This is a genomic window from Phycisphaerae bacterium (assembly GCA_019636475.1).
Taxonomy (GTDB): Bacteria; Planctomycetota; Phycisphaerae; order UBA1845; family UTPLA1; genus JADJRI01.
On the sequence record JAHBXN010000014.1, the window covers coordinates 1 to 20,415 of the forward strand.

Below are 20,415 nucleotides of genomic sequence, written 5' to 3' on the forward strand. Positions count from 1 at the left end.
CTCGATGTCGTATTCCACCGGTGCGACACCCGAAGCAATCGATCCCTAAAAACAAGCGGAAGTTTTTTGGCTTTGAGTAATAAGAAAGTGGGGCGACTGGGAGCGCTGGGATTCGAACCCAGGACCAACGGCTTAAAAGGCCGCTGCTCTACCGGCTGAGCTACGCTCCCGCTCATTTTGAAGACCTTGAACAGGAACGCCTTACTTTATTCTTCGGGCGGGGCGAAGGCAAGCGAGGTGGGTGAATGGACTGGCCGCGCGGGGCCAGTGGGTGGCCGCGGAGGTTGTGTCGATTGGTTTTTGACCTGGGTATGCTTACGGCACGCGCACGGCGTTGTAAGAACTCCTCATGTGAATGTTGTGACGGGTTTTCCCTTCGGAAGGGGCCTCGTCGGCCCCGGTCGGCAAATGGCCGGATCGCCGGATTGTCTTGAGTGGCGAAGGGATCATGCGTGAGCGGTAATGCGTTCACCTGACTGGCCGGAGGAGTCGTCAGAAACGAGATGAAGGATGGTTCGGGTCCAATCAGCGGCGCGGCCTGCCGGTTTGAGTTCGGATGTCATCATTCCGACATCGACAACATTGACCCGCACGCCGGTTCCCTTGAGTTCCGCGGCGAGCAGCCGAGTCAATCCTTCGACGGCGTGGTTTCCGACGAGGTAGGCGCCCCATTCCGGTTTGACGTGGGTGGTGAGCGGCGTGGTGATGTGGACGATGGATCCGCTTCGTTGGCGGACCATCCACGGCAGGGCCTCGCGGCAGAGCAGGTAGGCGCCGGTGACATTTGTCGATATGACGTCGCGCCAGGGGTCTGCCGGATAATCGATGATTGGGAGGCGAGGTCCGAGGACGAGGGCGGCGTTGACAATGGCGTCGATTCGTCCGAAGCGCTGCACGACGCGATGAATGATCCGGACGACGTTTTCCTCATATCGCAGATCGCAGGGGATAATCATGGGGGACTCGCCGCGTTTCGCGAGGGATAGCTCGAGTTGCGGCAGGTTCGCCATGCGCCGGACGCCGAGGGCGAGCTTTGCGCCGGCATCGAGAAATTCATCGACGAGGACTCGGCCCATTGGTCCGGTTGCTCCCGTGAGGAGGACCACCTTCCCGCGAACTGAGCCAGTGGTTTCGGGCATGATCTTCCTTTCGTTCGGATGGTCCCGTGCGGAGTCGTTCGACTTCTTGTTCATCAAGACCGCGTCTTCGTGTGTCATGGGTCTTGCATCCGGGCAGCTGCGAACCGGTCGCTTCTGTCGGCGATATAGCGGGCTACGCGTTGCTATTTGAAACTGTTACACCCAGGCCGGGGCCGCCACCAATGCGCAGCCTGCCGCATCGCCCATCAATTCCGGTGAATGGATCGTTGCTGATCAGCAAATGCCCGTCGAGGTCGAGCCAATCGACAAGCGGGGCAAGCTGCGCGGCCGCGGCGATGCCAAGCGAGCTTTCGATCATGCAGCCGAGCATGATTTTCATGCCGTAAGCCTTCGCAAGGTGGATCATTTTCAGTGCCGGCCTGATGCCGCCGCACTTTCCGAGCTTGATATTGATGCCGTCGACGCAACCGGCGAGGCGAAGGACGTCGGCAGGTCGAACGCAGCTTTCGTCGGCGATGATCGGAAGGATCGCGGCCTCGCGCAGTCGTCGCAGGCCGTCGATATCGTTGGCGGGTAGCGGCTGTTCGACGAATTCGACGCGGGATTCTTTCAGCTCTGGAAGGGCTTCGAGCGCCTGTCGGACGGTCCAGCCCATGTTGGCGTCGACTCGGATTAACTTGTCCGGTGCGTTCCGACGAATGACGCGGAGGGCTTGGTCGCCTTCGGGGGTTCCGACTTTGACCTTGAGGATTGGAAACTCGGCGGCGTCGCGCGTCTTGGCAGCCACTATTTCGGAATCATCGATGCCGATTGTGAAGGAAGTGAGTGGATGGTTTTTCGGATTCAGGCCGAGCCACTCAACGGTTGGCACGCCATGACGTTTGCCGATCCAGTCGTGAATCGCGGCGTCGACAGCGGCGACCGTGGCGAGTTGGTCATCGAAGCGGGCGATGAGATCGTGGCTGATGTCTTCGATGTGAATCGGGTTTCGACCGGCGAGCAGCGCCTGCATTGAGTGCAGTGCGGCTTCGGATGAATCGAGCGTTTGTCGATAGGTGTCCATCGGGACCGCTTCGCCCCAGCCGACCACGCCATCGTGTTCGAGTTGAACCCAGATGGTTTCCTTGTCCAGTCGTACCGCTTTCGCGGTGCGGAATGGGTTTGTGGGCCTGATTGAAATTCGCCGCCATGTGAGTTTCATCGTTGTCGGATTTCAATGTGGTATCGCGATTGCGCCAAGCGTCCAAAGTCGATGAATTGGAGCGGCGGATAAGGGTGCGGTCGAGGCGGCCTTCGGGGACGGTTTTTGGGGGGAAGGTTTGTGGCGGGGTTCCCGGGTACATATGGAGTGTAACTTATGCTGGGACAAACAATAAGGGCGGATGCGGCAATCGCCGGGGGGCTTTGTTGCGTCCTGCCGCGAGTTCGGTATGATTTCGCGGTCGGAAGCAGACGGGTCTATTTGACCGCGAGTTCGCAAATGGACTCCCCATCGGCAGCGAGGGCGGCTATGATACGCGGCTTCGCGTTTGCCGAATTGGGGGAATGCGAATCGGGTGTTGCCATGCAGGCGCGTGGAAATGGCCTGCAGCCGCGAGCGCGGTGATCGTTAATTTGGGAGACCTATGTCATTGTCACTGATACCTGTCAAAATCGCCGGAACCGGTAGTTTTCTTCCCGGTCCGCCGGTTCCGAATGATCGTGTTGAAGCGATTCTCGGTCCCCTTGATAACGCACCGACGAAGGTGAAGCGATTTGTCGGCAACCTCGGTCAGGAGATGCTTGATCGTGGCGGTGTGAAGACCCGGCATTTCGCCGTTGATCCCGAGACCGGCGACATGACACACAACTTCAGCACGCTGGCTGAGCAGGCAGCTCGTCGCGCGCTGGAGATGGCGGACATGGAGCCGCAGGAAATTGAGCTGCTTCTGATCTCCTGTCCTTCTTATGATCAGAGTACGCCGCCGACCAGTGCGCTGCTTCAAGAGCGGCTGGCGATTCAGAACTGCGCTGAGATCGAGGTTCACTCGAACTGCTCGGGCGTCGGCAAGAGCACTCAGATTGCTTTTGACGCGATCCGGACCGGTCGCTACAAGTCGGCGCTGGTCTGCTACAGCCAGCTTTCGTCGATTTATCTGCGGTCGTGCTACTTCAACCAGCCAAAGGTGGACAAAGTTCATGCCGCGCTGCGGTGGATTCTCGCGGACGGCGCCGGGGCGATGGTGTTGAAGGCGGCGGACGAAGGCGACACGAGCCGTCGCATTATCGATACATTTGTGGAGTCCGTTGGCGCGGGCCGACCGGCGGGTATGACCGCGGGTGGCGCTGCTGCGGACCTGATGAAGACGACGCAGCAGATTCCGGAGCTTTACAACGAGGGACTGCATCATCTTTGGCAGGATTTCACCGCGGTGAATGACAACGCGGCGCCGCTGCTCTTGCAGGGGCTCGTGAATTTCACCACTCGATTGAAGATCAATCCGGGCACGGTGGACCACTACGTTGTGTCGATTCCGACGACGCAGTTGTACGAAGACCATATTCCGGCGTTTCTCGATCGGTTGCACATCGGGCGGGACAACATCAAGTTCCGAAGCAACAAGATCGGGTATTGCGGCGGAGCGGCGACGCTTCTGCACTTCGACCAGATGGTTCGCGAAGGCGAGATCAAGCCGGGCGAGCTGGCCATCGTGCACGCGGTCGAATCGAGCAAGTGGATGACGGCGGGTTTCGCGGTTCGATGGTAGAGAATCTTCCTCCGCAAACACCGGATCCATCGGAAAAGCCATTCGCACTAAGGGCTGTGGTATTCACCGCAGCCTTTCTGCTTTTCATTCTGGGCCTTGTGCCTTCGATTTTTCATGTCGTGGGCCAACTGATTGTCAGCGACACGACCTTCTGGGGCGAAGCTCGGAATTTCTGGCGGCAATTTGGCGCGCTGATCGGGCATTCGATCTTCATCATTGGCCTGGCGTCTTATCTGTTCTGCTCCGGCTGGTTGATTGCGCTGGGGCGGGGCCCGCACGTCGAGTTCGATCCGCCGAAGGTATTTGTGGCGACCGGGCCTTACCGCTGGGTTCGTAATCCGGTGGTGATCACCCTGCTTGTCACGGCTCTGGGAGAGGCGATCGCGCTGAATTCGATCGGCATCTTCGTCCTGGTGCTCGTCGGGATGCCGCTGGCGCATCTGCAGGTCACGAAGATCGAGGAGCCCAACTTGCGTGGGCGATTCGGGCAGTCGTACATCGACTATTGCTCGCGCGTCAATCGTTGGCTGCCATCGCGGCCGGCCGATTAGATCGCGATTGCCTATTCCCAGCTTCGCGAGATCTCATGAAAGCCCTTGTCACAGGCGGAACCGGATTTGTCGGGAGCCATCTCATCGCGGCGTTGCGCGATGCGGGTGACGACGTGCGTGCGATCGTGCGCTCCGAGAAGAAGCGCGTCGAGGTGGAATCTCTCGGCGCTGAGCCGGTTCCGGCTGATCTGGACGATGCTGATTCGCTCGTTCGCGCCTGCGAAAGCTGCGACGTGGTCTATCACGCGGCCGCCCGCGTGGAGATCGTCGGCAGCGAGTCCGAGTTCCAGCGGACGACGGTGGACGGTACACGGCGCGTCCTTGAGGCGGCTGCCGCGAATCGAGTCGGGCGCTTCGTTCAGGTGAGTTCCTGCGGAATCTATCATCCGAAGCTGTTCAAATCGGGACAGGAGATCGACGAATTCACGCCGACGCCGATGCCTCCGGCGTGGTTTCCCTATGGTCGGGCAAAGTTGCGTGCGGAGGAGTTGGTGCGGCAGTCCTGTCCGCCGGAGATGGAGTGGGTGATCGTGCGGCTGGGCTACCTGTTCGGTCCCGGCAACCGGACGATGAAGACGCACGTCGAGCCGGCGATGCGCGACAAGATGATGTCACTCGTGGGCAGCGGCGACAACGAGATGGCGATGGTCTATGTGGCGGACGTGGCGCGGGCGATCATGCTGGCGGGCAGGGTGCCGAAGGCGGCCCGGCAGATTCTGATTGCGGCCGGTTTTGAGCGGGTGACGCAGCGTCAGTACTTCGACGCGATGGCCGATTGTTTCGGCATTCCGCGCGTGACCCGGCGAACGCCTTATTGGCTGGCGTTTCTGGCAGGAATGGTGGGGGAGCGGATTTTCCGCAAATCGCCTCGTCGCGATTCAATTCGTCGGTCGGCGGTTGCGCTGACGGGTCTGCCTCAGCGGGTGTCCTGTCGGCATACCCAGGAATTGATCGGCTGGAAACCCGAGGTCACATTCGCCGACGGCATGTGTCGCGCGGTGGAATGGTTTCGTGCGGAGTATGGGGGGGAGCCTTCGTCCTTCGCGCCTGCCCGCGATTCGCAGATGAAATCGAGAAAAGCGCTTCGGTCCGATGCGTGATCGGCGCGCGGAGCTTCCATTGAAGAGATGGAAGCTGCCCAATCATCAAAATCCGTTACAGGTGCGGCGCTGCGGCGAAGGTGGCCGACGTCTGCCGAACGATCGGAGCCGACGCGCGGGTCGTGACACCCTTGGTTCGGGATCTCGGCTTCGCCGGCTTGGCAGGTTTCACGTTGGACTTGTCCGTGAAGAAGCTGCCGGTTTCGCGAATGCGCTTGTATCGCCGCTTGAGGAGGGTGTCGATCTTGGATCGGCGAAGCTCCTTGAGCGATTCAACGATGTACTGTTCAAGGCTTGCCGCCGCGGCGGCCGGATCGCGATGAGCGCCGCCCATCGGTTCCTTGATCACATCATCGACGAGGTGTAGATGCTTCAGCTCTTTTGAGGTGAATTTGAGGGCGTTGGCGGCCGTCTTTGCGTGCTCGGCGCTCTTCCAGAGGATGGCCGCACAGCCTTCGGGTGAGATCACGGAGTAGTAGGCGTGCTCGAGCATGGCGAGTCGATCTCCGACTCCGATGCCCAGCGCGCCACCGGACCCGCCTTCTCCGATGACGACGCAGACAATGGGCGTTCGAAGCCGGGCCATCTCCATGAGATTGACTGCAATCGCCGTTGAGATGCCGCGCTCTTCCGCGCCGATGCCGGGGTAGGCTCCAGCGGTGTCAATCAGGCAGACGACGGGCAGGCCGAATTTCTCGGCAAGCTTCATCTTCGCGAGCGCCTTGCGATATCCTTCCGGATGAGCCATTCCGAAGCAGTTTTCGATGCGCTCTTTGGTGTCTTTTCCCTTGTTGTGCCCGACGAACAGGCATTTGAAGCTGCCGATGCGGCCGAAGCCGGTGATGATGGCCCGGTCGTCCCGGAAGTTTCGATCACCGTGAAGCTCGCAAAAGTCGCGAACCATGAGGTTGAGGTAGTCCGGCACGAGCGGACGCTTCGGGTGCCGAGCCATCTGAACCGTTTCCCATGCGTCAAGATTGCAGTACAGCTTCTTTCGGGCCGCCTGCAACTCGGTTCGGAGTGTTCGGATCATCTCGGAATGGTCGCGGCCGGTTACGGATTGGGCGGCCTCCAGTTCCTCGACTTGTTTTTCCAGTTTGGCCAGCGGTCGTTCGAATTCCAAGTAGGCTCCCAACTCAAAGGAGCGGGCGCCGTTGCTGTTTTCGCTCATAGATTAGAAATCCTCATGCCGACTCGTCCGGATTGGATGGCGCGACTCAACGACGCCGAATACATGAACCAACCGATCCCGGAAAGAAAGCGGCATCACGGAATTGAAATCCCGGACACGATTCCTTCATACCTGCTTTGCGTACGGCGAGGCACGCACTGCGGGTGCTCCCGGTGGCAGTCGAATGGCTGCATCGACAGAGAGCCGCCGCAAAGACTAGCGTAGTCCGCCATCATTACATCGACAAGTGAAAATTGACGGCAACCCATCAGGTGCTTAGACTAGCCGCGCTCCGACCGCATCAATTTAGATACAAACCAATATATAATAAGTAGTTAAGGCATTCTTGCCGCAGCAGAATATTATAGGAACGCCGTATGGCCATCTGGCGATTTCAGGTTTCGATCAGACCGGAATTATCGGACGCGACAGGGCGGCGGTTGTGGCAGTTGCTCCGTGATTTCGGAATCCATTCCGTTGAGGACGTTCGGAGCGGCCGGGTCTTTCTGATTGATCTTCCGAATGTGGACGGCGATGACGAAGTGGTGGCGCGACGCATCGCGGAGGCGCTGCTTTCGGACCCGGTTGTGGAGACATACTCGATTCATCGGGAAGGGCAGTTGATCGTCGACCCGGGAAACGAGTTGGCGATCGAGGTGCATCTGAAGCCGGGCGTGATGGACCATGTCGCGCAGTCCACGGTCCTGGCATTGGCGGATCTGGGAATTCAGGCAGCCGGCGTGAGGACCGCGCGGCGGTATGAGCTTCGGCCAATTCCGCAGGATCGGGATCTGCCGCGAATCAGCCGGTTGATCGGGAATGCCAGCATCGAGGATGTCTATGTCGGTACGCCTCCGATCAAGGCGCCCCCGACCGCTCCGCGGTATGAGTTCAGCCTGGTAAACGTTGCGATCCGGAATCTGGACGGGGCGGCGCTCGATCGACTCAGCCGAGATGGGCATTTGTTTCTGTCGTCAGCCGAAATGCGGGCGATTCAGACGTACTTCCAGTCTGTGGAGCGGGATCCGACCAACCTGGAACTGGAGACGCTGGCCCAGACGTGGTCTGAGCATTGTGTTCATAAGACGTTGAAGTCGCCGTATCAGTACCGAGGCGCGCCGTTTCCGGCATGGAGCTTTGCTCGGCCTGTCGCTGACGAGAGGGATCGCTCGGCGAGCGTGACCTATGAATATGAAAATCTGCTGCGGGATACGATCGCTCGGGCGACGCGAGAATTGAACGCGGATGGACGCGGTCCGACCTGTTTGTCGGTGTTCGTCGACAATGCCGGCGTGATCGCCTTTGACGAGACGTACGGCATTGCATTCAAAGTCGAGACGCATAACCACCCTTCCGCGATCGAGCCGTATGGCGGCGCGTCGACGGGAATCGGGGGCGTGATTCGCGATGTGCTGGGCTGCGGATTGGGAGCCAAGCCCGTTGCCAATACCGATGTGTTCTGTGCTGCGCCGCCGGACTGGCCGATCGACCGGGTTCCCAAGGGCATCATTCATCCGAAGAGCAGCTTGCGGGGGATCGTGGCCGGTGTGCGCGATTACGGCAATCGGATGGGGATACCGACGGTGAATGGCGCCGTGCATTTCGACCCGAGGTACCTGGGGAATCCGCTGGTCTATTGCGGCTGTGTCGGGTTGATTCGGCGCGATCGGATTGAGAAGTCTGCGCGACCGGGCGACGCGATTGTCCTGATCGGCGGTCGAACCGGGCGTGATGGGATTCATGGCGCGACTTTCTCGAGCGCGGAGATGACGGACACACACGAGGACGAATTCTCGCACGCGGTGCAGATCGGCAATGCCATCGAGGAAAAGAAAGTTCTCGATCTGGTTCTGATCGCCAGCGGACAATCGGTGGACGGCGCGCCAGGGCCCTGCCTTTTTTCGGCGATTACGGATTGTGGCGCCGGCGGATTGTCATCGGCCATCGGCGAGATGGGTGCGGAGACGGGCGCGGAAGTCGACCTGGAGCGTGTGCCGCTGAAGTATGCCGGACTGCGTTACGACGAGATCTGGATTTCGGAGGCGCAGGAGAGGATGGTCCTGTCGGTGCCGCCGGAGAACGTCGAGGCGCTTCTCTCGCTTGCGCGGGCCGAATCGGTCGAGGCGACGGTGATCGGTCGATTCACTGACAACAAGCGACTGGTGGTGCGGTATTCGGGCATCGTGGTCGGCGATCTGGATATGACGCTATTGCACGAGGGTGTGCCGCGCGATCGACGCGTCGCGGAATGGCCCGCCGTTGTGAAGGACGCCAAGTTGACGGCACCCAAGGGTGATGCTCACGCGGCCATGGCGCCGGTGGAGGCGGCCAGGCGACTGAACGGCGTGCTTTCGCAGCCGACAATCGCGAGCAAGCATTGGATCTACCGTCAGTATGACCATGAAGTCCAATCCGGCTCGGTCGTGAAGCCGTGGACGGGGCCGGGCGAGGGGCCAACGGACGCTGCCGTGATCCGGCCGGTGCTGGGATCGATGCGTGGCGTGGCGATCGGCTGCGGAATAGCGCCGCAGCTGGCGGATGTTGATCCGTACTGGATGGCGATCGCGGCGATCGACGAGGCGCTGCGTAATGTGGTGTGTGTCGGCGGGGACCCGCGAAAGACGGCGATTCTCGACAATTTCTGCTGGCCTGCTTCCGATGATCCGGTCGCGCTGGGGGCGCTGGTTCGGGCGTGCCAGGCATGCTATGACGGAGCCAGGCGATACGGGCTGCCATTCATCAGCGGGAAGGATTCACTGAACAACGTCTTTGCGATGAGTCGCCAGGACGCGGCGATGCTGCTGGAAGTGATCCGCGAACAGTACGGCGAAACGTCACCGTTTGTCGAGGCGGAGATGTCGCGGCGTCCGAACAAGCTGTCGATCCCGTACACATTGCTGATCTCCGCGTTGTCAATCGTGGACGACGTGAGCCGGACGATTCAGCCGATGCCGAGATTCAATGCCGGCGCGGATGGCGAAGCGGATGAGATCGTGCTGCACTATGTCGGAACGACCGTCTCGGACTGGAATGCCATTGATCCGGCATCACCGTTCCGGATGCACGCGGCGCTGGCGGACGCCATCGCGGCGGGGGCGATTGTGGCGGTCCACGACGTTTCGGACGGCGGCGTCGCGACGGCTGTCGTCGAAATGGCGATGGCGCGTCCTTGCATGACGGCGTATCTGCTGGCGAAGGATGGGCCTGCGAGTCGGCCATTCGCTCCGGCGGCGAGCGCTTATGTCGTTCAGATGCGTGATGCCTCCGCGTTGGCATCGCTGGCCGAAATCGAAGGTGTCGCGGTGATACCGGTTGCGCGATTGAGGCCGGTTGCGTCTTACGGCGAGGAGCGATTCCTGTTTGTGTCGGCGGACGATTCGGAGGCCGCGGGGCGCAAGATTGATTGGGCGGCGGCGGCGAATTCGGCGGCAGCGGTAAGCGATTTTCGGGCCGCCTGGCGCCAGCCGCTCGATTGGTGAGTCTTCAATGACGTGGTTCGGGATGTGCGGGGGCTCCGGGGGCGATTTCGGTTGATGTGCCGTATGCGACCCGAACGGCGAAGAAACCTGTTGGGTGAAGGCTGGCGATGTCGAGAGGTTTCCGGTCTCAGAGGGCTTCGGTGATGTCGGCCGGTATGCTCGCCGTGGCATGCCTGGTATTTGGCATGAGTTGTGATCGGGCCGGTCCCGGCGACGGGGGGACATCGCGCGAGGCGGCTCGACGCGCGGCGAGTCAGCCCGCTCGAGGCGGGGAATCCGGCGGTGGCCTCATTCCGGCGATTGATATCGGCGCGAGCGTGGCGGCGCGATCGCTTGTACCTTTGTCAGAGTATGACGGACGGATTGAGTACATCGTCATTCATGTGCCGGACGAATTTCTGGAGCAGCTCTGGACGCCGATGCGCGACCTGCTGGCCGCCTTGCCGCTGACGGCGGGCGTCAGCCTGATCTGTAACAGTGATGCCACGTGCGCGGCACTTTCCAGCCGGTTGGCGAGCGCCGGATTCGACAGTCGGTCGGGGGTGCATGTGCGGCGCATACCGCGACCGATGCTTATCTGGTCGCGTGACCGATACATCGGTGCGATCTCTGCGGTCAGTGGCGAGTCGATCGTGATGGTGCCGCAGATTGTTCAGAACTTCGACGCGGTTCGCCGGGCCGCGGAGCGGGAGATTCCGAAGCTGCTCAGGCAGTTCGGCGCGTCGTACGGCATCGCGGACAGTCCCTTGATTCTGGAGGGCGGCAACGTGCTGAACGGGGGCCGTCACGTACTCGTCGGGGCGAATGTCATGCGAGAGAATCTCGGGCGATTGACCGAGGATCAGACGCGCGCGGAACTGGCGCGGACTTTCAAGCCGCGCGTGATGCTTGTGGCCGACGGGTCGGGCTTGCCGCCCGTTTCGCACATTGACATGTTCATTACCGTTGTGGACGAAGGGGATGTGCTTGTCGGCAGTCCCCGGTTGGCCGGCGAGCTCATGTCGACGGCGGATGAGTCGTCCCGGCGGGCGTTGGACGAACGGCTTTTCATTCGGCCGGACATGCCGGATGCGAAGGCGCCGGATTTCTCGCCGGAGCGATGCGCACGCTTCGATCAGGTGGCTGCCGCGCTGGAGCGGGAGGGCTATCGGGTGCGACGTTTGCCGTACGTTGATTGTCGCCACGGTGACTTCATTGTGAGCTACAACAATGTGCTTCAGGAGACAATCGGCGGTCGGCGTGTCGTGTACATGCCGACGTACGGCATTCCTGCGTTGGACGAGGCGTCGCGACGGGCGTACGAATCGATGGGGATGTCGGTGCGTCCGATCGACACCTCGGCTGTGTGTCACCTGCTGGGGGCGATTCGGTGCATGGCGAATGTGATCGGGCGCGGGACCTCGGCGGATGAGTCGGCCGGTGGCTTGCCGTGAGACTGCCCATTTCGTGCCGGGGCACGGCTGGTCACTCAAAGTTGAGCCGTTGCGCCAAGTGATCTAGAATCAACAGGTCGCGCGAGTGGCGGAATTGGCAGACGCGCAGGATTTAGGATCCTGTACCGCAAGGTGTGCGGGTTCGATTCCCGCCTCGCGCAGTGAGCGGCCGCCTCCTGGCATCTCTGAAACAAGGCATCCTGATCATCACAGGGATTTTGCTTGCGCTGGGATTGGCTGATCGCGCCATTTGCCGGCGCGACATGCCGTCGGCCCGCCGAGTGTGCCGCAACGGTGGCAGACGCCGTCGTGCGGACTTCACTGCCCGCCTATCTGGATCTCATAGAAATCAGAAGCCCCGAGATCGTCGGCCAGCGGGTTATCGAGTTTCTTCGTGAATTGGCCGTTGTTAAGCACGATGGTAACGAAGCCCCACACGCCTTGACCGGGGCCTTGCCATGCGTACATGGCCGGGTCCATGCTATCAAGTTCGGGGCATCCCGGAGTCGAAAAGGTGACAATGTACTCCGGACTGGACACATCGACTGCGTGGAGCGTGAGTGAAGTCGTGCCGAGTGCCGGGATGTAGTCGTACGTTCCCTGGACCATCGTATCCCACTCGATGGTCCCGGAGTAGTTCGTCGTCGTGCATTGCAGCTCAAGCGAGACATCGGTGCCGGATTCCTCATAAGTGAGGTGCGCCTGGCCGGTGATATCTCCGAAAATGGCGGTTGTAACTTCGTTGAAATTTATGATGACCTCGCGCGTGTCGGCGGAGGTGGGTGTGAGCGTGTAGGCGGCCGTGAATTTCTCATCGCGCGTTCGCGAATCGCCATTCATTTCGCTGATGCGAGCGCCTTCGACCATCAGCTCGTTTCCAGTCAACTGGGCGAAGGGTAGATCATCGAGCGACGTGTTTCCATTGCCCTGGTTGTTGTTATTCGGATTGTTGTTGTTATTACCGCTCGGAGGCGGATCGCACTGGGCTCCGAGCAGCGCAACGGAGAGTGCGAGCGCGAGCAGCCTTGAAAGCACATCCTGATGCAGTTTGCGTATGGTCATGTGTCAGCTCACAGAATCTTCATGGCCTGGGAAACAACTGACGGCGCCGATCCGGTTGGATGTGTTATCGATTGGGCGATCAACCGTATTGGCTGGGATGCTGCCGCATTTCCCGGCTCGAACATGCTCATCTTATCCGGGCAACGGTCGTGATTGCCAGCAGGGCGATCGGCCTGTCCGCAACTGATTTATCCTCGCTCCGGAATTCGATGAGGGGACAGACACCGAACCAGGGCACGGCGCCTATTGATCGTCGCCCCGCTGCGCGGGATCGGCGGGCGCGCGGCCGACGGCTTGCTTCACGAGGACTTGGGTGTCGGTTTCGAGGCGGGCTCGCGTGGAGGCGGTGGCCAGCTCGGGGTTGGCGGCGATGATCTCGGCGGCATAGAGGCGAACCCACCAACGGTCGTGGCGGGCCAGTTTGTCGAGTTCGGCCGTCACGGCAGGATCGCCGCCGCGGCGGTCAACGAACCCGTAACGGCGTTTCCACATGAGGTCGGCGATAGTATGTTCCGCCCAGAGAATCGGCTTGATCTCTTCCGGGTCTCGGAGTTGGTACGCCCGGATCAGCGTCAGCAGGGCGACCGATGGGTCGGACCGGTACATATGGCGGATCAGTGAGCGACTCGGCTCACGGTTCGCGCGGACGTCTTCTTCGATGATTGCCCGGTAAGGAGAGAAATCGGGCGGGCGCGTGGACGAATGGTCTTCGCAACTGAGGAGTATGTCCCGAACGCGCTCGATCACGCTCGAAACGCGGTTGTCGAGATGCGGCACGAGGATTCGGACGAGTTGTTCGGTGGGAAGATCCACGACTTTGAGGATTCGGCCGACGAGGACGCGGCGGAGAGGATCCGTCTGATCCTGCGCGGCGAACCACACGACCTGCTCGATGATCTGCCTGCGATCCGGGTCCGCGGCGATCATCTGCCGGACCTGTCCTTCCAGTGCATCCCGATCGGTCGCGTTCGTGAGCGCGGCGAATGCGCTTTGGTAGAACTCAATCGGGACAATCTCCACGATCGGGGCGGCTGGTGGCGAATCGGGAGGCTCCGCGCTGGTGACATTCAGGAGACACGGAAGCAATGTCGAGGCGAGACTAAGCGAATGTTTCAACAGGCTGTTATTGGCCATGATGGGTTCCTCTTGTCACGGGTCGAACCGTGATACGAAGTTCGATTCGATGTAGCTGCGCACCTGCACATAGTCGTCTACGAGGAAATGTGTTGCTCCGACGCCCCAGGAGACTGTTTCGACGTTAAGGCCGGTGGGTGCGGGATTCGAGTCTGGTACGGGTCCGCCGTCGAGGAAAAAATCAGCCAACGTTCCTGTTTGATAGTGATTTGCGTGATATCCGGTCGCCGGCGGGCGGCGGAGTTCCTGATTGACGTCGAAATCGGAGTTGTTCCTGACGGCGTCGACGTAGGACGTGGCGACAATTTCAAATATGCCGATGCCGGCGCGATCGTTATCGAGCCGGTCGGACAGGTGGTAGGTCGATCCGCCGCCATGACTGTAGCCGAAGATGGACACGTTCTCGACGAATCGTGTGGTGACGGCGTTGACGATTTCGTTATAGACCGCACCCGCGCCCGTGGACGAGACATTGTCTTCATCGTAGAGATAGACATCATATCCGCGCTGATAGAGAGCGATTCCGACGACGAATGTGCCATGGTTCGGATCAACCGGGACGGACGGAACCTGGTCCTCGCCGCCAAGTGCCATGACGATGGACCTGAACGTGTGGAACTGAATCCTGTCGAGAGTCAGGGACTGATCCAGCGGCTCCAGTCGAAGTTCGGCCAGTCCGTGTTCCGCGGCGGCCCATTCGACCCAGAGCGTTCCGGCAGAGCTGCCGGAATCGAGCGACAATGCCGCGGTCTTGTCGTTGATAAACGGCACTTCGGTGCCGGGTGTCTTGTTTCGCGTTGTCCAGATCCGAATCGCCGAATGGTTGCGCCGCAGTGCCAAGGGTATGTCCGGCCGGGTTGTCTCGGCGATCAGCTCAATGAGGTCGTCCTCGCCGGCTGGATCGTTGTCGCCCGGGAAGTTAATCCGGATTCCGGGTCCGACGATAGGGCTTTCCTCGTCTGTTTCGGCGACGGCGGATCGGGGAAGCGGGAAATAGCCGCCTCCGTGCTGTGGCCGATATGCGGTCAGGTTTCCGAATGAGCAGGGAGCGGGAATGCATGCGGTTTCCGGTCCGAGCCAGAGGCCGTTGCAATCCGGTTCAATCGTGACGACGCATTCGTCAGCGGCAAGGCAGCAGGCTCCCGTCGGCGGCGGCGGGCTGAGCAGGCAGTCGATGAAGGGCTGGATGTCCCTTCCGTCGACGATCTGGTCTTCGTTCGCGTCACCTGTGCAGGGCGAGCATCCGGCGGATTCCTCGATCAGCACGGCGACAAAGTCGGCGATGTCATTGATGTCCGTGAGGGTATCACAGTTGGTGTCGCAATGATGACACAGGCCGCCGCGCGGATCGGCCCGATCGATTTCGGAAGCGCTGGTGCTTTGGCATGCGGCCGAAAATGCCGCGACGGCGATTGTGGCAGACATGCGGGCACACATATGCATGGCAGGTTCCTTGGTGCGGATCGCCCGGGTCCTCGCAGGGCGTATTGGGCTTCTCCGCATTATAACCGGCCGGGTGACCGAGAAGACTGCTTCGAGCATCTTCCGATCTGTCGGTCGGAAGATGCGGAGTTTTCGTGTCGGGTGAAAAGAAAGCGACCGGAACGCCCCATGAGACGTTCCGGCCGCAAGTGTGTTAACCTCGGAATCCGCCGCGAACTCGATCGATTACGGCTGGTAGGTCAGAACGGTCGCCATGGTATCGATGTCGTTCAGGTCGACCAGGCCGTCGAGATTCATGTCGGCGCATCGGCAAGTCGATGCGGCCGGATTGCCGACGAGCACGCACTCGGTGAATGCCTGCAGATCCGCACCGTCGACAAATCCGTCCGAGTTCAGATCTCCGTAGATGCCGTTGCAGTTGAGGTCAATCGCAACGAACGCGTCGCCGACCTCGGTACCGTTTGCGTTTCTGAGAACGACTACCATGTAGGCATGGCCGCTCTCGTCCATGATCAGGTCGTCTTCCCCAAACCGGCTGATATACAGGTCGTCATCGAGCAGCCCGTTTCCGTTCATGTCGATCGGATCATTCTCGCGGACAATGATACGTTCGTTGTTATAGACGAGAGCGACGTTCGAATCGTTGTCTCGACTGACCGTGTATCCTCCGACGATCGAATCGCCGTTGTTGTTACCGGCGAAAACGAAGTATGCCACGCCGGTCAGTGAAGGGCTCAGCGCGTTGGCCGCTGTCGAGTTGTGCCATGCCTCCGTCGTGCCGGAATGAACGGGATCGCCGGACTTCGCGAGGACTGCGCCGTTTCGGATGACCCAGTCTTCGTTGTCATTGTTGGTGCCGCGGGCGTACCAGTCGCCGTTCGGCGCCATCCACGCATAGTTCGCGACAGTGCCGGTCTTGATGGGTGACGCGAACCCGGCAGCCGGGACACCTTCCTCCAGGACGACGGTGGTTGCAGTTGCGGGGGGATTGCCGGCCGTGCCGATGCCGACGATGCGCCGAAACGATCCGCCGGTCGGCGTGCTGGATGTTCGACCGCGGACGAGATAACTCGAACCTGTGCCGTTGGTCGTCATCTGGTAGCGCTCCCAGTCGTACCATGCCCAGGTGGGATTGGTGACCTGGTTCTGCGGAACATAGCCGCTGGCATTTCGGAGCTGGAGTGCCCCGCCATCGTCACTGAAGAATGCACGTCCCGTGATGGAATTGACGTCCGCGCCGAGCAGTGCATAGAACCACGTGGAACCGTTGTTCTGGATGACGGGGGATCGCAGGTCGAAATTGTAGAGCTGGATCACTGCGAGGTTGATGTCGTCTTCGCGAGCGACGGTTGTGAAGACGTTTGAAACGCTCTTGACGATGATCTCACCAGGCACATTCAGTGTCGTATTCGTATCCGTGGCGAATGCAAAGTCGCCGTTGTCGTTGATTGAAAGTTGCTCATCGAAAGCGCCGTAGGGTTCGCCGAGGTCATCCAGGCTGACGCCCTCCTGAGCGACGGTTTCCACGAATCCGCCGACGCTCCGGATGATGACGTCGTCATCGGCGCCGCCGTCGGAATCGTTCTGCGGGCTGATGTTCTGATCTATCTCGCCGACGATGATCCAGTTCTCGCCGTTGGGGCTGCGCCACGGTCGCTTGAAGTTGGTGAACTTTCTGCCGGGCAGTCCGGGAACATCGGAACTCGGGTCGGTGACAATGTCGGAGAAAATAGGCCGTGTCAATCCGATGGCATGCGGCAAGGCGGCCGTCACTTCCTCGACATTGTTGTTTCCGAGGTTCGGATCGACCTGCACGCCTCCGCCGGTAACCGTCGCGCTGGCGTGGGTATATCGCAGGCCGGAAGTGCTCACAACGACGTCGAAGCTGACCTGGCCGCCGCTCGCCAGGTTGCCGATGCCGGCCTGGACATTCGGGCCGTTGGGCGCGCCGGGCGCGGTCACGGAAATGAGCGAGGTACTCGGATCCAGCACAAAATCAGCGACGACGCCGGTCGCGTCGGTGGGGCCGGCATTGCTGACGGTCACGGTGTAAGTGATGTCCGCGCCGGGGCTGATCGGATCGGCCGCATCCGTGATCGCGACGGCCAGGTTGGATATCAGCGCGTACGTGGTTGCCGCGGCTGCGTTGTTGTTCGCCGGCGTTCGGTCGGTTTCGTTCGAGAGGACTGAGCCGCTCACATTGATGGTCCCGACGACGGTCGGCAGCACGACGACTCCGAACGAGAATGATTGGCCGTTCGGCAGGGGACCGTTCAGTCCGTTAGGTCCGGAGATGTCGGCTGTGACGACGCCACCAAACGGCGAGCCATCGTGAATTGCAACGGCATCGGTTGAAGAGAAGGTTGTCGTTCCGTCGAGGGTGAAGTTGACGATGATTCCCGATGCGGCCGAAGGACCGTTGTTGGTGACCTGAATGGTGTATGTGATCGGGCCATTCTGCACATTCTGCGGATCCGGCGAATCGACGATCGAAAGCGCCAGCTCGACGATGGGTTCGACGTTGGAACTGACGGTGATGGAATTGTTTGCGGGAATTGGATCTGCTTCGTTAGCGGCCACCACGGAGGTCACCGATTTCAGGCCCGGCGTGGTCACGTCGCAGAGGAACCGGTACTTGAAGACTTCATAGGGTCCGAGGTTTCCGATGTTACCAATGACGTCGTTTCCGCTGGGTGACGTGACGGGGTCACCAGAATTGTAGGCGACGCCGGTCGGCAGCGTGCTGGTCACCGTAACGCCGGTTGAGCTTGTTGGGCTGTTGTTCCGAACGCTGACTGTGTATTCGATTTGCCCGGGGACTTCGAACCCGGGATCTGGCGAGACCGTGACATTGATCTGCAGTTCGTGCGATGTGGGCGTGCCGGTCGGAAGCGTGATTCGATAGAGCCCCTCGACTTCGCCGGTGGTCGGACTCCCGTTGGTATCGACATCGAGATTGGCATAGATCGTGACATTGCCGGAGGCGTCTCGATCGGAAATCTGCAGGCCGTAGCCTTGGAACGAATTCACGACGGCCATCACCGCGCCGTCGTCATTGGGGTCGCCGTTGTTATTGAGGTCGACCGGGTCGCCTCGCTTGAGAATCACATTTCCATTGAAGATGATGCATTCGCCTGTCGGGCTGGTGGTGTTCCACGCGACAACCCAGTCGCCATTGCTGTTAATCGCGAGCGATTCCGGCGTTGTGCCGAGGGTGACGCCGCCGATCGGTGTGCCTTCGCGGAGAACAATCTGGCCTCGAACGATGATGATTTCGTTCTGGGCGGCTGCGGCAGTCGAGGAGATGTTCATGATGACATCGCCGAAATCGTTTACCTCGTAAGGATCAAACGCCGTGCCGAAATTCTCGCCGGGCAGTCCGCCGGGGACAGGCTGGCCTTCCTGAACGATCTGGCCGTTGATTCGCATCGGAGAACCGGAATAAACCATGAATTCGTTCGCGGATGTAGGAACGCCGGTTCCGGTTGTCTCGAGCTGAGCCTCAACGATGTATTCGAGGCCGTTCGGCGAGACTGAAAGTCGGCCGAATGTCGCACTCGAGTCGTTGTCCAGCGGGGTGGCCATTCCCGGCAGGATGGTCTGTCCTATCATGATCAGTTCGTTGGTGCCTCGGATCACTGCCTCGTCCAGCACGTTTGATGGGCTGCGAACGCGCGCGACAGACCAGGCCACGCCGTTCTGCGTCAGATTCATGTCAGGGCCGTTGTAGAGGTCCATTTCGTAGCCGTCGAGCACGCCGCCGACGATGAATGTGCCTTGCTGGACGAGCAATGAATCGTCGATGAAAACCGCAGACTCATCGGTTCCTCCAACGACCGAACCGCAGCGATAGAGCGGCCGACCGAGATCGTCGAGACCGAGTGCGGTCGTGTTGAAGTCATTCTGAAGCAGTCCGGCAACGGTTCCCTCGAATCGGAGGAATCCGGGGGGAGTGACACCATCCGGCGCGCCGTAAATGGAGCTGATGACGGGAGTGCTACCGGTAAGGTTGGTGACAATTGCCCATCCGCCGACACCGTTGATTTTGGGCGCGTTGATCGTACTGACCGCATATCCGACGGGAGTTCCCGGCGGCGTCGAGCCCTCGTTTATGAGTGATGACCACACTTGCGCGTGCGCTGATTGCTGGGTGCTTCCCAGCGCGACGATCATCGCGAAGACACTGGCAATCTGAACTGTTTGTTTGAATCGCATGAGTTGGACTCCTCCTGTGATAGGGTTTTGGCTTTGCTGGTCGCACGGACCGTCCGGCGCTTTTCTGGCCGGCGGTTCAGTTGTTCTCGAAGATACCTTTCAGCGGCCAAATCCAGCCGCGATTGAGTTGGCGGAAGTGGTACTTTCACCGACCGCCTTGCGAAGGCACGGGCTGACTCGACGAAGAAATCAGCGAATCAAGCTACATTCGTGGGTTCGAACGATGGGTCGGACTTCTGAACGGTGCGTCTTCCGCCCGAGAAGACAATGCCTTGTTAACAAGCTCGCCGTAATTACTGCCCAGCGTAATGTTTTGGCTGCTGCGATACAAGTGTTTGCGGCCCATTGTTCGCGCCAACCAGGCTCGGCGACCGGGTCGCAAAGCAAGTGAAAACGCGGGTGTCGATTTTGAGACGCCTTAAAACGATGTGAGTAGTACATTTCCTGCGATTGGTGGACTTTGGGAACTCGGATAATTACGATACTCTCGGGCGGGTCTGTCATCGAAGGTGAATCGTCTGTGACGCAACTGAAGATTGCACTGGCGGCTGTTTGTCTGGTTTCCGCGCTGCTGATTTTCTGGTATCGAAGCGGCGCGGGAGATACGGTGCCTGATTCGTCGGAATCCGCCACGACCTGGATGTGCCGCGACTGCGGAAAAACCGCCGAACTGACGGCAGCGGAAGCAGTTGCGGCAGAGCAGGCAGTCGATGGGGCCGCTCCGCCTTACATATGTCCGGCATGCAGTAAGAGAGAACTGTATCGCACAGCACAGTGCATTCAGTGCCAAAGCTATTATTTCTCGTCGGATGTGCCGGGCAGTCAGGGGCGTTGTCTGCATTGTTTTCCAGAGTTGCCGACTGGCAAGCAGCCTCGGGCAAATGATGAAGCGGCTGAATCTGAGGAAGAACCCGCACCGCCATCTGTTTAGGGTTGGGAGGATCCCGTTTCACGGAATAAAACGGCCGTCGGGATGATTA

13 protein-coding genes and 2 tRNA genes are annotated in these 20,415 nt (G+C 60.2%); 7 read left to right on the forward strand and 8 right to left on the reverse strand.

What is annotated here, in order from left to right; all coding sequences use genetic code 11:
* Positions 1-97: 97 nt before the first annotated feature.
* From KF841_16085 to KF841_16095, 3 genes are all read right to left on the reverse strand, one after another.
* Positions 98-170: transfer RNA gene (locus tag KF841_16085), tRNA-Lys, on the reverse strand.
* Positions 171-446: 276 nt separating this feature from the next.
* Positions 447-1,217, reverse strand: a complete 771-nt coding sequence (locus KF841_16090; GenBank protein MBX3396876.1) for an SDR family oxidoreductase — start codon at positions 1,215-1,217, stop codon at positions 447-449.
* A gap of 55 nt (positions 1,218-1,272) precedes the next feature.
* Positions 1,273-2,301, reverse strand: coding sequence for a dipeptide epimerase (locus tag KF841_16095; GenBank protein MBX3396877.1), 1,029 nt, complete (start codon positions 2,299-2,301; stop codon positions 1,273-1,275).
* 430 nt (positions 2,302-2,731) lie between these two features.
* On the opposite strand from KF841_16095, the gene KF841_16100 reads away from it, so the two are divergent.
* Genes KF841_16100 through KF841_16110 form a run of 3 tightly spaced genes read left to right on the forward strand, consistent with a single transcriptional unit; the run spans position 2,732 to position 5,498 of the window.
* A complete protein-coding gene (locus tag KF841_16100; GenBank protein MBX3396878.1) occupies positions 2,732-3,847 on the forward strand; it encodes a 3-oxoacyl-ACP synthase III family protein in 1,116 nt (371 codons plus the stop codon).
* Positions 3,841-4,398, forward strand: a complete 558-nt coding sequence (locus tag KF841_16105) for an isoprenylcysteine carboxylmethyltransferase family protein (GenBank protein ID MBX3396879.1) — start codon at positions 3,841-3,843, stop codon at positions 4,396-4,398. Before KF841_16100 ends, KF841_16105 begins: the two co-directional genes overlap by 7 nt.
* A 35-nt stretch (positions 4,399-4,433) precedes the next feature.
* Positions 4,434-5,498 carry an NAD-dependent epimerase/dehydratase family protein gene (locus KF841_16110; GenBank protein ID MBX3396880.1) on the forward strand — a complete coding sequence of 355 codons (1,065 nt, stop codon included), beginning with the start codon at positions 4,434-4,436 and terminating at the stop codon, positions 5,496-5,498.
* A gap of 55 nt (positions 5,499-5,553) precedes the next feature.
* Here KF841_16110 and KF841_16115 read toward each other — a convergent pair whose 3' ends face one another.
* Complete coding sequence (locus tag KF841_16115; protein MBX3396881.1) at positions 5,554-6,669, reverse strand: acetyl-CoA carboxylase carboxyltransferase subunit alpha; 1,116 nt, start codon at positions 6,667-6,669, stop codon at positions 5,554-5,556.
* A gap of 377 nt (positions 6,670-7,046) precedes the next feature.
* Between KF841_16115 and KF841_16120 the strand changes: the two genes are divergently transcribed.
* The 3 genes from KF841_16120 (at position 7,047) to KF841_16130 (ending at position 11,742) form a co-directional block, all read left to right on the forward strand.
* On the forward strand, positions 7,047-10,148 hold the full coding sequence (locus KF841_16120) for a phosphoribosylformylglycinamidine synthase subunit PurS (protein ID MBX3396882.1): 3,102 nt from the start codon (positions 7,047-7,049) through the stop codon (positions 10,146-10,148).
* Positions 10,149-10,291: 143 nt separating this feature from the next.
* Positions 10,292-11,581: an agmatine deiminase family protein gene (locus KF841_16125; protein ID MBX3396883.1), complete on the forward strand. Its 1,290-nt coding sequence runs from the start codon at positions 10,292-10,294 to the stop codon at positions 11,579-11,581.
* 79 nt (positions 11,582-11,660) lie between these two features.
* Positions 11,661-11,742: transfer RNA gene (locus KF841_16130), tRNA-Leu, on the forward strand.
* Between the two features lie 157 nt (positions 11,743-11,899).
* On the opposite strand, the gene KF841_16135 is transcribed toward KF841_16130, so the two are convergent.
* From KF841_16135 to KF841_16150, 4 genes are all read right to left on the reverse strand, one after another.
* Positions 11,900-12,643: a hypothetical protein gene (locus KF841_16135; GenBank protein ID MBX3396884.1), complete on the reverse strand. Its 744-nt coding sequence runs from the start codon at positions 12,641-12,643 to the stop codon at positions 11,900-11,902.
* 243 nt (positions 12,644-12,886) lie between these two features.
* Positions 12,887-13,777, reverse strand: coding sequence for a hypothetical protein (locus KF841_16140; protein MBX3396885.1), 891 nt, complete (start codon positions 13,775-13,777; stop codon positions 12,887-12,889).
* A gap of 15 nt (positions 13,778-13,792) precedes the next feature.
* Positions 13,793-15,202 (reverse strand): hypothetical protein, encoded by a 1,410-nt coding sequence (locus tag KF841_16145; GenBank protein ID MBX3396886.1) that lies wholly within the window; start codon positions 15,200-15,202, stop codon positions 13,793-13,795.
* 243 nt (positions 15,203-15,445) lie between these two features.
* The gene (locus tag KF841_16150) at positions 15,446-19,435 is read right to left on the reverse strand and encodes a DUF11 domain-containing protein (protein ID MBX3396887.1); all 3,990 of its coding nucleotides are present in this window, start codon (positions 19,433-19,435) and stop codon (positions 15,446-15,448) included.
* A 520-nt stretch (positions 19,436-19,955) separates the two neighbouring features.
* On the opposite strand from KF841_16150, the gene KF841_16155 reads away from it, so the two are divergent.
* Positions 19,956-20,366, forward strand: a complete 411-nt coding sequence (locus tag KF841_16155) for a hypothetical protein (GenBank protein MBX3396888.1) — start codon at positions 19,956-19,958, stop codon at positions 20,364-20,366.
* The last annotated feature ends 49 nt before the right edge of the window (positions 20,367-20,415 follow it).